The following is a 12,038-nucleotide window of genomic DNA, read 5'->3' on the forward strand; positions in this document are numbered from 1 at the left end:
GGATCAGCCATGCACAACGCCGATTACACGGAGAGTGCGCTCCGTCTCGCCAACGCGGACCTGACGGGGCCGGAGACGCTGAGCACGGCACTGCGGGACGCCCCCTGGTGGTCGGAACGGATCTCCGAATCCGACATGGCGGTGCTGCGAGACGTCGCGGCCACCATCCGGCGGGCGCTGGCGGCGGCCACGGCGGGGGACACCCCGACCGTGAAAGCGGCGACGAACGAACTGCTGAGCAGCTACCCGCCACTTCCCTGGCTGTCGGACCACGGCTCGGAATGGCACATCCACGTCGCCGACGTCGACGCGGGCCCCGCCCGCGAGATCGCCGCGGTGGCCTCCTGGGGACTCGCACAGGGAATCGTGCGACACGGCACCGAACGTTGGGGGAAGTGCGCGGCGCCGCACTGCGAAAACTACTTCCTGGACACCTCGGCCAACCGGACCAAGCAGTTCTGCTCCACTCGCTGCGCCAACCGGGTGAATGTGGCCGCTTTCCGAGCCCGCCATCGCTCCTGAACGAGCAGCACCACCACGGAAGGCATCCGACTCACCCCTACGACGAAACCGGTAGGGGCTCGTGGCACCGGTGAGCCGGGCTCCGGCCGACCAGTTCCCGGTCGGAACCGCTCCCAGCCGGTAAAACCTCGTCAGGCCTCCCGATGACCGGGCTCCCGCTCCTCATCCGTGGCCGCGGCCGATTCGGTGTCCTCCTCGCCCTCGTCCGGCCTGCGGTAGGGGTCCACTTCCCCCGCGGGGCTCGCGGTCGAGGCCAACCTGGCCACCTCGGCATCGGCTTCCTTCGCCTGGGCGAGGACCTCGTCCAGCCTGCGAGCGTTACCGGGAATGGAATCGGCGACGAACGTCAACGTCGGCGTGAACCGCACCCCCGTCTGCTGCCCCACTCGGGAACGCAGCACACCGGTGGCGCTGTGCAACGCCGCCGCCGTCGCACTCTCGTCGGTGTCGTCACCGAAAACCGTGTAGTAGACAGTCGCGTCACGCAGATCGGCGGTGAGTCGCGCATCGGTGATGGTGACCATGGCCAGCCTCGGGTCCTTGACCTCGTGTTCCAGCCCGGAAGCCACGATCTGCGCGATACGTTTGGCCAGTCTGCGGGCGCGCGCCGAATCAGCCACGGCGCACCTCCTCTGCAGGTCGGTCCCGCCCGGGGCCGACCATCGTCGTATCCGTCCGACAACCCACGTGGGTACCGGACCCACGGGCATGCCCGTCACCCCACGACGGGCAGCAGAACACATCCCGCTCAGCGGGAACGCGCTCAGTCCTCCGGACCGAGCATGCGCTGCCGGGCCGAGAGCAGTTCCAGCTCGGGATGTCCCACGACCGCGCGCTCACACGCGTCGAGGATATCGCGGACCTGCCCGGCCTCCGCCGAGACGGCCGACACCCCGACGACCGCACGACGGTAGAGATCGTGTTCGCCCACCTCGGCCACGGCGACGTCGAAACGACGCCGCAGCTCCGAGACGAGCGGGCGGACGACCGCGCGCTTCTGCTTCAACGACTGTACGTCACCGAGCAGGAGATCGAGTTCGAGCGCACCCACGTACATCAGCTGTTCACCCCGATTCGGCGAACCCACGCGTGTGGGGACCGCCTTCGCGGTCCCCACACGCGACGGGCCTCAGACTCGAGGCTTCTCCCGCATCTCGTAGGCCTCGATGATGTCGCTCTCCTTGATGTCGGAGTACGAGCCCAGCGTCATACCGCACTCGAAGCCCTCACGCACCTCGGTGGCATCGTCCTTGAACCTCTTGAGCGAGCTCACCGTGAGGTTCTCGGCGACGACCACGTTGTCTCGCAACAACCGCGCCTTGGCGTTACGACGCACGATGCCGCTGAGAACCATCGACCCGGCGATGGTGCCGACCTTGGAGGACTTGAACACCTCGCGCACCTCGGCCCTGCCGAGCTGCACCTCCTCGTACTCGGGCTTGAGCATGCCCTTGAGAGCCTGCTCGATGTCCTCGATGGCGCGGTAGATGACCGAGTAGTACCGGATCTCCACACCCTCGCGGCCGGCGACCTCGGCCGCCTTGCCCTCCGCTCGGACGTTGAACCCGAGAACGATGGTGTTCTCGGCCGTGGCGAGGTTGATGTCGCTCTCGTTGATGCCACCGACACCGCGGTGGATCACACGCAGCTCGACCTCGTCACCGACCTCGATCTTGTTCAGGGACTCCTCCAGGGCCTCGACCGTACCGGAGTTGTCACCCTTGATGATCAGGTTGAGCTGGTTCGTCTCCTGCAGGACCTTGTCCAGGTCCTCGAGGCTCACCCGCTTGCGCTTGGCGGCGTTCTGCGCCTCACGGGTCCTCGCGGCTCGACGATCGGCGATCTGCCTGGCCACTCGGTCCTCGTTGACCATGAGGAAGGTGTCACCGGCACCCGGCACCGAGGTGAACCCGACGACCTGGACCGGCTGCGAGGGCTTGGCCTCGGTGACGTCCTGGTCGTGCTCGTTGATCATCCGACGCACCCTGCCGTGCGCCCCGCCGGCCACGATCGAGTCCCCGATCCGCAACGTGCCGCGCTGCACCAGCACCGAAGCCACCGGGCCACGACCGCGGTCGAGGTGCGCCTCGATCGCAACGCCCTGCGCCTCCATGGTCGGGTTGGCACGCAGGTCGAGAGTGGCGTCCGCGGTCAACAGGATCGCCTCGAGCAGCCCCTCGATGTTCTGGCCCTGCTTCGCGGAGATCTCCACGAACATCGTCTCGCCGCCGTACTCCTCGGCGACCAGGCTGTACTCGGTGAGCTGCTGCTTGATGCGATCCGGGTCGGCACCTGGAACATCGATCTTGTTGATGGCCACCACGATGGGCACGCTCGCGGCCTGGGCGTGGTTGATCGCCTCGACCGTCTGCGGCATCACACCGTCGTCGGCGGCCACGACCAGCACGGCGATGTCGGTGGACTTAGCACCCCGGGCACGCATGGCCGTGAAGGCCTCGTGGCCGGGGGTGTCGATGAAGGTCACCGGACGGTCCTCACCGGCCAGCTCGGTCTGCACCTGATAGGCACCGATGTGCTGGGTGATTCCGCCTGCCTCGCCCTCCTGGACGTTCGACTTGCGGATGGTGTCCAGCAACCTGGTCTTACCGTGGTCGACGTGGCCCATCACGGTCACGACCGGCGGGCGGGAGACCAGCTCGTCGCTGCTGCTCCCCGGATCACCGAAGCTGAGGTCGAAGGACTCGAGCAGCTCCCGGTCCTCGTCCTCGGGGCTGACCATCTCGACCTTGTAGTTCATCTCCTGGCCGAGCAGCTCCAGCACCTCGTCGGAGACGGACTGCGTGGCCGTGACCATCTCACCGAGGTGGAACATCGCCTGCACCAGCGAAGCCGGGTTGGCGTTGATCTTCTCGGCGAAGTCGGTCAACGAGGCGCCGCGGCGCAACCGCAGCGACTCGCCGTTGCCACGCGGCAGCCGCACCCCGCCGACCGAGGGCGCCTGCATGTTGTCCATGTACTCCTGGCGCTTCTGGCGCTTGGACTTGCGCCCACGCCGGGAGGGACCGCCCGGCTTGCCGAAGGCGCCCGCCGTGCCGCCACGGCCGCCGGGACCGCCACCGGGCCGTCCCCGGAAACCGCCACCGGGGCCGCCGCCGGGACCACCGCCACGGCCACCGCCGGGGCCGCCACCGGGACCACCGCCACGGCCGCCACCGGGACCGCCGGGGCCGCCACCAGCGGGAGCGTTGCCGCCACGACCGCGACCACGACCACCACCGGGACCACCGCCACGGCCACCACCGCCGGATCCGCTTCCCGTGCCGCCACCGGGCTTGGGGGCCCGGGAAGGCATCATGCCCGGATTCGGGCGGGGAGGCATCATGCCGGGATTCGGCTTGGGAGCCCCCTCAGTGGGCTGGCCACTCTTGGCGGCAGGAGTCTGCTGCTGCCCCTGGCCGGAACCCTGCTGCTGACCGCCCTGCTTGTCGGCCCGCTGGCCGCCACCCTGCTTCTCGGGACGCTGACCGCCCTGGCCGCCACGGCCGGACTGGCGCTGGCCACCGGAGCCGCCCTGGCCGCCCTGCTTTCCACCCGGACCACGTTGCCCGGGGGAACCGCTGCCGACCCCGAACGGGTTGTTTCCGACCCGGGGGGAGCGCGAACCGGGCTTGGAGGACTGGGGCTTGGGCGGCACCACGCTGCCGTCCGCACCGTCCCCGCCGGACTGCGGCTTGCTGGAAGGCCGGGGCCCGGGCTTGGGAACGTTGCGAGGCCCGGGCTTGGGAACCTGGCGTTCCGTCTTACCGGAACCGCTCTGGGCCTGCTTGTTCGGCTTCTCGGCCGGTGCCTGCTGGGTACCGCTCGGCTGACCGCCGGACTCGGCCGTCGCCGCCCCCTCGTTCCGGGAACCGGACTCGTCCCGGAACTCGGCCGCGGGAGGCCCGGTCTGCGGCCGGGACTGTTGGGTGGCCTCGCCACCGCTCTCCTCGGCGCCGGTCTTGGCGGCCGGCTTCGACTGCGGCGGGCCCGGCTTCGGCCCGGGCTTCGGCCTGGGGCCGGGCTTGGGAATCCGTGAGTCCGTCTTGCCGGAGTCGGACCGCGACGCGCTCCGCTCCGACTGGGCGGGGCCACCGGCGGCGTCCTGCCCGTTCGTTTTGTCCTCGGACTTCGACTTCGTGGTGGTACCACCGTTGTCCGCCGCGGCGCGCGCGGAGGTGTCCGTCTTCGTGAACGCGTCCCGCAACCTGCGTGCCACAGGTGCTTCGACCGTCGAAGAAGCGGACTTCACGTACTCGCCCTGGTCGGCGAGCTTGTTGAGTACATCCTTGCTTGTAACGCCGAGCTCCTTTGCGAGCTCGTGCACACGGGCCTTACCTGCCACTGCTCTCCTCGTCTGGTGAGGCCGGGCGGCAGACCCGCTCGACCTCGTCCTACTGCCGGTGCGCGTTCATGGCTTCAGCTTCACGGCTGATTCATGACGGGTCGACCTGCTTCCTCTAACTGCCTGGTACGGGAAAATCCCGTGTTGGCTTGCTCGTGAGCAACCTGCTCCACATAGGCCTGCACTGTCGTGCTGTCGAGTTGTCCTCGCACACGCAACGCACGTGAAAAGGCCCGACGCCGCTCGGCCGAACGCAGACACGCGGGATCGGGATGCAACCACGCACCCCGCCCCGAACGCCTGCGCCCGGGATCGGGAACGACCCCACGGCCGTTCTCGGCCACTACTCGCAGCAGATCGGAAGCCCACGTCCGGGCACGACAACCGATACACGTCCGAATCGGCTCGTGGCCTCCGCCACGGCTACCGGTCGATCGTGTACGAATTCTCGCTCCCCTCGCGCTGAGCCACCTGTGATTCTAACTCGCCTTCCTCACTCCGCCGAACCCACGGTGGGCAGATCGTTCACCTGAGACACGATTCCCTCCGCATCCGGAGGCTCCGCGTCCGGGTGCCCAGCGGTGGTGGCGGGAGAACTCGGGTCGGCATCACTGCGAATGTCGATGCGCCATCCCGTCAGCCGAGCCGCCAACCTGGCGTTCTGACCCTCTTTGCCGATCGCCAACGACAGCTGGAAGTCCGGCACGATCACTCGCGCGGTCTTGGCGCGCTCGTCGACGACCTCCACCGAGACTACCTTAGCCGGGGACAACGAGTTTCCCACGAAAGTGGCCGGATCCTCGGAGTAGTCGATGATGTCGATCTTCTCCTGGCCGAGCTCGTTCATGACGTTGCGTACCCGGGCGCCCATCGGACCGATGCAGGCCCCCTTCGCGTTGACGCCCTCCACGGCCGAACGCACGGCGATCTTGGACCGGTGCCCGGCCTCCCTGGCCACCGAGGGGATCTCCACTGTCCCGTCGGCGATCTCGGGGACCTCCAGCGCGAACAGCCTGCGAACCAGGTTCGGGTGGGTGCGCGAGAGCGTGATCTGCGTACCGTGCACCGTGCGTGACACACCCACGACGTAGGACTTGATGCGGCTACCGTGCTCGTAGCGTTCCCCGGGAACCTGTTCCGCGGCGGGGATGACCCCCTCGCTGTCACCGACCTCGACCACGATCATGCCCCGGGAGTTGGCCCTGGCGTCACGCTGAATGACCCCGCCCAGGACCTCCCCCTCCTTGGTGGAGAACTCCCCGAAGGTCTTCTCGTGCTCGGCGTCCCGCAACCGCTGCAGGATGACCTGGCGCGCCGTAGTGGCGGCGATCCTGCCGAAGCCCTCCGGGGTGTCGTCCCACTCCTCGGCGATCTCCCCCTCGGACGTGAGGCTGTGAGCGATCACACGAACCACGCCGGTCTTGCGGTCCACCTCGACCCTGGCGTGCGGTTGGTGCCCCTCGGTGTGGCGATAGGCCGTCAGCAGGGCCGACTCGATGGCCTGAAGGACCGTCTCGAATGGGATGTCCTTGTCGCGTTCGATCGCCCGCAGCGCGGCGATGTCGACGTTCACCTCGACTCCTCCGTGTCATTTCCGTCGCCGCCGTCGTCCGCGGCGACGTCAGCAGCCCGATCGAGCTTGACCAATTCCTCCGCCGGTGGCTGCTGAAACTCAACCTCGACCACCGCGCGCTCGATGTCACCGTAAATCAACCGCCGAACCCGACCACCGGCGAGAACCAGCACCCCGCTCTCCGACGCGGGGCCCACCCTGCCGAGCAGTTCCTCGCCAGCGACCGTTCTGATCCTGGCGAGTCTGTTGCGCGCGCGCCTCCAGTGCCGCTGCTTCGTCAGCGGACGATCGACACCGGGCGAGGTGACCTCGAGCGTGTAGGAGCCCGCCAGTACGTGGTCGTGCTCGTCGAGCACCTTGGACAGGGCTCGGCTGACCTCGGCGATGTCGTCGAGGGCCACCCCCTCGTCGGCGTCGATGATCACCTTGACCAGCCGCCGACGACCGGCCTGCTGGATGTCGAGATCCTCGAGGTCGAATCCCACCTCGGCCACGGCCTGCGAAACGGTGGGCGTCAGGCGCGCGACTATCTCGTCCCGCGGCGGGCTGGACACGTTTGCACTCCAAATATCTGCGGCGATTGAAGTTGTCCGGTGCACGCGACGCCTGTGATCTTCCTACGAACCGACGCCGCCGGCTTCGCTGGGGCGGCGAAGCACCACGGTCCCGAAGCACCGACGATGACCGTGGCATCCCAGGGTATCGCGTCCAACCGCTCACCAGCGCGGCGCACGGAGCATCGACGCCGACTCGGACACGAGACCACGCGCGGCCGGTACCGGACACCGACTGGCAATATGTGTGACCGTGGATTTTCCCCTCCGGATCGGCTCCACCGCCCCCTCACCGAACCTGAACAGACGCGGTCTCCTGCGCCTTTCGGCGCTGGCGGCGCTGTCACCGGCAGTGCTGAGTTGCTCCGGCCCGGAACCGGACCCGCTCGTGAAGCTCTCCGAGAGGGCACGCACGGACACCGAGCTGGCCCGCCTCACGGCCGAGCGACATCCCGAACTCGCCGCTCGCGCTCGGGCGGTGGCCGACGCCCGCGCGCGGCACGGGGAGACCCTGCGACGCGAGATCACCCGTGTCGCGGGTGAGGACTCGACGTTCCCGAGTGGGTCCGCCCCCGAGCCGGAGATCGCCGAGACGCCCGAGGGGGCCGCCGAGCGGTTGCGCACCGCGCTGCGCGAGGCGCAACGGCAGGCGGCCGAAACCGCACCCGAGCTGTCCGGCTACCGCGCCGGGCTCGCGGGCAGCGTCTCGGCTGGTTGCGCGAGTCTGGTGGAGGTCGTGGCATGAGCGCGGTCGAGCTCTCCGAAGCGGGCGAACGCGCGGTACGGCAGGCGCTCGGAACCGAGCACGCCGCGGTTTGGGTCCACGGCCTGGCGAAGGCCTTCGTGACCGACCAGAAGGTGGCGGCGGAGCTGCGCGAGGCGGCCACGACCCACCGTGAGCACCGTGATCGGGCCAGAGAGCTGTTGCGCTCGGCGGGAGTCGCCCCACCGGTGGCCGAGCCCGCCTACCGGACGCCGAAACCGGTCACCGACCAGGACTCGGCACTACGGGCGCTGCTGGCCGTCGAGCAGGACTGCTCCGCGGGCTGGCTGGCGGTACTGGAGCGTTCGGAGCCGCGGCGGCTGAAGGAACTGGCGCTGACCTGCCTGACCGACGCGGCCACCAGAGCCACGCGGTGGCGGTTGAAACTGGGCGTGCGCCCCAGCGCGCCCGCCTTCCCGGGACGGGAGTGAGCTCTTCGGAGGCGTGGTGGTTCCGCACGGGGTCACGCCCCGGCGGTGAAGGGCTCACCCCGGTTGTTCGTCCTGCCCTCGTCCCAGTTTCAGGGCCTCGGTGGTGACGTTCTTCAACCTGCCGTCGTCGCTGTCGCTGCGCCCGAAGTAGGAGGACTCGCCGATGACCACCAGCCGTCCCTGGTGCGTGGAGTCGTAGCCGTAGTCGTGGGACAGGGTCGGGTACCGCTCCGGCACCTCCTTGCCCGCCGTGACGAGGTCCTCGATGTTGCCGGTGGCGTTGCGGGTCGCCATCCTCTCCAGACTCTCGGCGGACTCCGCGTCGGGCATGAGCACGGTCACCACCGAGGTGAGCACCTTTTCGCCGTTGTTCAACTGCGTGGTGTACAGCGCACGGGTGAGGTGCTCACAGGGGGTCTCGCCGAAGAAGCGCGCTATCTTGCCCGTCGAGTGGTCCGCGCAGTTGGTGGGCTCGTCGGAGAGGTACTCCGTGAACTCGTACGCGGTTCGCGGCCGCTGGGGGCCTTGGCCGTCCTCTGCCCCGGTCGTGTCCGGCGGCGCACTCGGCTGGAACACCAGCCACAACAACCCGGACACCACCGAAATCGCGCAGAGCACGAGCCCACGTCCGATCCAGCCCAGCGGGGTGATCCGGCCGGACCCGCCTCCCGAGTGGAGGTGGGAACCCTCGTCACCGCTCCGGTCCACCTCGCCGAATCCGTTGTGCCCCGGTCCCCCTCGTGACGGGGCGGGCACCGCGGGCACCCGCTGTCCGGCCGTGGGCGGAGTCACGGGCGGTTGCGGTCCCCTCCACGGCGCCGACCGCGGCGGCGCCGCCTGTGCGGGAGCCTGGTGCCCGCTGTCCGGCGGAGGGAACGTCGGGCGGGTGCTCTCCTCGCCGGAGCTTCCCGAACGGCCGCCCCCACTCGGCCCCGAAGTCGCCCGTTCAGGTGGTCCGCCATCACTCTCCCGGACCGCATTGAGTGGCGCGGTGTCTCCGCGCTCGAAATTCTGCTGCGACCCCGTCATCTGTTCGGGTGCACCGTGGTGATCCGACACGGGCACCTACCGTAGCGGGTAACGATCGTACGGAGAACAGCACATCAGCGCAGTCCTTCCCGGCCTTATCCTCGAAGCGCGTCCAGCAGCACCCGAACGTCCTCGAACGTGTTGTAGAGGTGGAAGGACACCCGCGTCCTGCCGTCCCGCACGGCACACCGGACCCCGGCGGTACGCAGCCGCGAGGCCGCCTCGGGAGTCTCCAGCGAGACCACGGGTGAGCGGGGCTCGGACATCCCGAGCTCCGAGCACAGCGCGCTCGCGAGCCCGAGGCAGTGCTCCCGGACGGCGGCGAGGTCGAGCCCGGCCAGCCATCGCAGCGCGGCGGCCGCCCCCACCTGGGCGAACCAGTCCGGGGAGGAGTCCAGCGAGCGCGCGTCGTCGGCCAGCCGCAGCGGCAACCCGTAGAGGCTCTGCCACGGGTCCCGACCCGCGTACCAGTTCGCCCCGTGGGGACGCGGGAGGAACGCGCGTGAACCGACCGCCAGCCAGGCGACCCCGCGCGGACTCAGCAACCACTTGTAACCGCATCCGACCACCCAGTCCGCCCAGTCCAGTTCCAGCGGCATCCACCCCGCCGCCTGGCTGACATCGAGGAGCACCCGAACACCGTGCTCCTCGGCCAGTTCGCGGAGCCGTGCGGGGTCGATCACCGCGCCGTCACCGGACTGCACCAGGCTGACGGCGACGACGTCGTGTCCGGGCAGGGCGTCGAACAACCGTTCCGGGACCACCTCGGTGACCCGCACGCCGCGGTCGTGCTGCACCGCGAACGGGAACACCACGCTGGTGAACTCTCCCTGTACCACGAGCACCCTGCTGCCCTCGGGCAGACCGGCCGCCACCGAACCGACGAGCTGCCCCACGGAGCCACCGGCGGCGACCCGATCGGGGTTCACCCCCACCAACCGGGCGAAGTCGCGCCGTGCCGAGGCCACGGAGTCGTCGAACTCGGTGGCCTCGATTCGCCCGCCACGCCACCTACCGACGACCTCGGAGAGAGCGTCGGCCGCGAACACCGGCGGCACGCCGATGCTCGCCGTGTTCAAGTACCCGGCGGTGAGCTCGAACTCCGCTCCGAAGGCCTCGCGCATGCCGGAACTGTACTTCAGCCGGGCAAGGACGTAGTCGGAAACGAAGGACATGGCGCTGTCCTCGCGCGGCGCGGTCGAGCGGTTCGCGGACCAGCCGACCGCGGGACGGCACGACTCCTAGACTGCCGGATATGCACAGTGAAGAGGTCGAGATCCGCACCGGCGATCGCGAGGTCGTGCGTGACCTCAGTGCCGAGTGTGAGAGGTTCCTGCGCGGAGCCGAGGGGAACGAAGGGTTGCTGCACCTGTGGGTGCCGCACGCCACCGCTGGGATCGCTGTCATCGAGACCGGGGCGGGCAGCGACGACGACCTGCTCGCGGCACTGCGCGACCTGCTCCCGGCGGACGACCGCTGGCGGCATCGGCACGGTTCGCACGGACACGGACGTGACCACGTGCTCCCGGCCTTCGTCGCGCCGTTCGTCTCGGTCCCGGTGCTCGGCGGACGGATGGCGCTGGGCACCTGGCAGTCGGTATGCCTGGTCGACACCAACACCGACAACCGGGTGCGGCGGGTGCGCCTCAGTTTCCTCCAGGGTTGAGCCCCGCGCGGAACCGCTCCGGGCGAGCCCGTGGTGTGGCGTCGGTCCACTCGGTGGTGGCGAACCGCCCCCGACTCGGGAGCGGTAATCTTGTTGATGTGACGCAACCACCCGGTGGGCCGTACGACACGTCCGGCCAATCAGGATTCGGTCCACGAGGCGGCCAGCGGTATCCACAATGGCCGTCCCATTCGGGCGGTTCCCCGGGCGGGTGGTCGACGGATTCCCGTTCCAGCCCCTACGGCTGGCAACAGGACTCCAGCCGCTCGGGCATGCCGAGGGAGTCCGTCTACCGCGGCTTCGGCACGTTCGACGAGCCAAGCGGTGGTCCTCCCCGCAAACCCGGATGGGGAGTGATCACCGGGCTCACGCTGGCGGTGCTGATGCTGGTGGGGGCGATCACCATCAGCATCTACTACGGCACCACCTCCTCACCGACGAACGGCGACACGGCCGCTGGCGGGGACCTGCCCTCGACCACCACCTGGACACCTCCCCCGGCTCCCGAACCGCGGATCGACGGCTGGCAGGTGGGCTACAACAGGCGGATCCAGCTGGCCTACGACGTGCCGGAGAACTGGAACGTACTCCCCTCGGACCAGCGGTACTCGATTCCCGAGCTCGGCGACATGACCTTCCGCGGCCTCGTGGACGGCCCCTCCTACCAGTGCGGCGGCACGACCCTGGTCGGCGGACGCGCGGTGAGCACGCGGGTGCTCGCCGAGGACACCATGTCGCGAACCGCCGAGGCCTTCTTCGACGCGGCCGGGGCGAACTTCTACGACCCCGGTGGTGACGCGCGCGACATCTCGCTCGAACCCGGCGAACCGCGCGAGACCACGGTGGAGGGATACGACGCGGTTCGACTGTCGGGGACCGTGAAGCTGCCCGCCGACGGCGGGGCCAAGTGCGTCCCCACCGAGGCCACGATGGCGGTGCTGGTTGTGGAGGCCCGAGACGACTACGTCGTGCTCGTGGCTAGCGCGGACAGCGAGCGTCCCGCCCCGTCACCGAACGCCCGGGGCGATCGGATCGTTCCCCGGATAGTGGAAAGCGCACGCCCGGTACGCCGGTGAGCCGGGAAGCGGCTCACCGGATACACCGAGAACCGCGTTACCCGCGACGGGCGAACCGCGCCGCCGTCGACCACCCGGGAGT

At 69.4% G+C, this 12,038-nt stretch carries 13 protein-coding genes; 5 read left to right on the forward strand and 8 right to left on the reverse strand.

Going from position 1 to position 12,038, the window contains the following annotated elements; all coding sequences use genetic code 11:
- Positions 1-9 precede the first annotated feature (9 nt).
- Entirely contained in the window at positions 10-522 is a 513-nt protein-coding gene (locus BLQ75_RS08025; RefSeq protein WP_092600174.1) for a CGNR zinc finger domain-containing protein, read from the forward strand.
- A 131-nt stretch (positions 523-653) separates the two neighbouring features.
- Here the strand turns inward: BLQ75_RS08025 and rbfA are convergent, their stop codons facing one another.
- The 6 genes from rbfA to rimP all read right to left on the reverse strand — a co-directional run bounded on the left by rbfA (position 654) and on the right by rimP (position 6,991).
- Positions 654-1,142 (reverse strand): 30S ribosome-binding factor RbfA, encoded by a 489-nt coding sequence (gene rbfA, locus BLQ75_RS08030; RefSeq protein ID WP_092600177.1) that lies wholly within the window; start codon positions 1,140-1,142, stop codon positions 654-656.
- A 143-nt stretch (positions 1,143-1,285) separates the two neighbouring features.
- On the reverse strand, positions 1,286-1,579 hold the full coding sequence (locus BLQ75_RS08035) for a DUF503 domain-containing protein (protein ID WP_092600511.1): 294 nt from the start codon (positions 1,577-1,579) through the stop codon (positions 1,286-1,288).
- Between the two features lie 72 nt (positions 1,580-1,651).
- The gene (infB, locus tag BLQ75_RS08040; RefSeq protein WP_092600180.1) at positions 1,652-4,864 is read right to left on the reverse strand and encodes a translation initiation factor IF-2; all 3,213 of its coding nucleotides are present in this window, start codon (positions 4,862-4,864) and stop codon (positions 1,652-1,654) included.
- A gap of 80 nt (positions 4,865-4,944) precedes the next feature.
- On the reverse strand, positions 4,945-5,208 hold the full coding sequence (locus tag BLQ75_RS08045) for a YlxR family protein (RefSeq protein ID WP_244515325.1): 264 nt from the start codon (positions 5,206-5,208) through the stop codon (positions 4,945-4,947).
- A gap of 149 nt (positions 5,209-5,357) precedes the next feature.
- Positions 5,358-6,437, reverse strand: a complete 1,080-nt coding sequence (nusA, locus tag BLQ75_RS08050; protein WP_092600183.1) for a transcription termination factor NusA — start codon at positions 6,435-6,437, stop codon at positions 5,358-5,360.
- Positions 6,434-6,991: a ribosome maturation factor RimP gene (rimP, locus tag BLQ75_RS08055; RefSeq protein WP_092600186.1), complete on the reverse strand. Its 558-nt coding sequence runs from the start codon at positions 6,989-6,991 to the stop codon at positions 6,434-6,436. Before rimP ends, nusA begins: the two co-directional genes overlap by 4 nt.
- Positions 6,992-7,244: 253 nt before the next feature.
- On the opposite strand from rimP, the gene BLQ75_RS08060 reads away from it, so the two are divergent.
- Together BLQ75_RS08060 and BLQ75_RS08065 are read left to right on the forward strand one after the other, a co-directional pair.
- Positions 7,245-7,736, forward strand: a complete 492-nt coding sequence (locus tag BLQ75_RS08060; RefSeq protein ID WP_139182942.1) for a hypothetical protein — start codon at positions 7,245-7,247, stop codon at positions 7,734-7,736.
- On the forward strand, positions 7,733-8,185 hold the full coding sequence (locus BLQ75_RS08065) for a ferritin-like domain-containing protein (RefSeq protein ID WP_092600192.1): 453 nt from the start codon (positions 7,733-7,735) through the stop codon (positions 8,183-8,185). The genes BLQ75_RS08060 and BLQ75_RS08065 overlap by 4 nt, the downstream gene beginning before the upstream one ends.
- A 54-nt stretch (positions 8,186-8,239) precedes the next feature.
- Here BLQ75_RS08065 and BLQ75_RS08070 read toward each other — a convergent pair whose 3' ends face one another.
- On the reverse strand, positions 8,240-8,977 hold the full coding sequence (locus tag BLQ75_RS08070) for a hypothetical protein (protein ID WP_244515326.1): 738 nt from the start codon (positions 8,975-8,977) through the stop codon (positions 8,240-8,242).
- Between the two features lie 332 nt (positions 8,978-9,309).
- Positions 9,310-10,338, reverse strand: coding sequence for an aminotransferase class V-fold PLP-dependent enzyme (locus tag BLQ75_RS08075; protein ID WP_092600513.1), 1,029 nt, complete (start codon positions 10,336-10,338; stop codon positions 9,310-9,312).
- A 131-nt stretch (positions 10,339-10,469) separates the two neighbouring features.
- Here BLQ75_RS08075 and BLQ75_RS08080 point away from each other — a divergent pair, with 131 nt between their 5' ends.
- Both BLQ75_RS08080 and BLQ75_RS08085 read left to right on the forward strand, forming a co-directional pair.
- Positions 10,470-10,880, forward strand: a complete 411-nt coding sequence (locus BLQ75_RS08080) for a YjbQ family protein (RefSeq protein WP_092600198.1) — start codon at positions 10,470-10,472, stop codon at positions 10,878-10,880.
- A 272-nt stretch (positions 10,881-11,152) separates the two neighbouring features.
- Positions 11,153-11,956, forward strand: a complete 804-nt coding sequence (locus BLQ75_RS08085) for a DUF8017 domain-containing protein (protein WP_244515328.1) — start codon at positions 11,153-11,155, stop codon at positions 11,954-11,956.
- The last annotated feature ends 82 nt before the right edge of the window (positions 11,957-12,038 follow it).

This window comes from Actinopolyspora xinjiangensis (genome assembly GCF_900104475.1).
Lineage (GTDB): Bacteria > Actinomycetota > Actinomycetes > Mycobacteriales > Pseudonocardiaceae > Actinopolyspora > Actinopolyspora xinjiangensis.

What these genes read in the sequence shown, in the direction of transcription:
- BLQ75_RS08080 (WP_092600198.1), top strand. Translation starts at nt 10,470, where the DNA reads ATGCACAGTGAAGAGGTCGAGATCCGCACCGGCGATCGCGAGGTCGTG.
- BLQ75_RS08025 (WP_092600174.1), top strand. Translation starts at nt 10, where the DNA reads ATGCACAACGCCGATTACACGGAGAGTGCGCTCCGTCTCGCCAACGCG.
- BLQ75_RS08075 (WP_092600513.1), bottom strand. Translation starts at nt 10,338, where the DNA reads ATGCGCGAGGCCTTCGGAGCGGAGTTCGAGCTCACCGCCGGGTACTTG.
- BLQ75_RS08035 (WP_092600511.1), bottom strand. Translation starts at nt 1,579, where the DNA reads ATGTACGTGGGTGCGCTCGAACTCGATCTCCTGCTCGGTGACGTACAG.
- BLQ75_RS08065 (WP_092600192.1), top strand. Translation starts at nt 7,733, where the DNA reads ATGAGCGCGGTCGAGCTCTCCGAAGCGGGCGAACGCGCGGTACGGCAG.
- BLQ75_RS08085 (WP_244515328.1), top strand. Translation starts at nt 11,153, where the DNA reads ATGCCGAGGGAGTCCGTCTACCGCGGCTTCGGCACGTTCGACGAGCCA.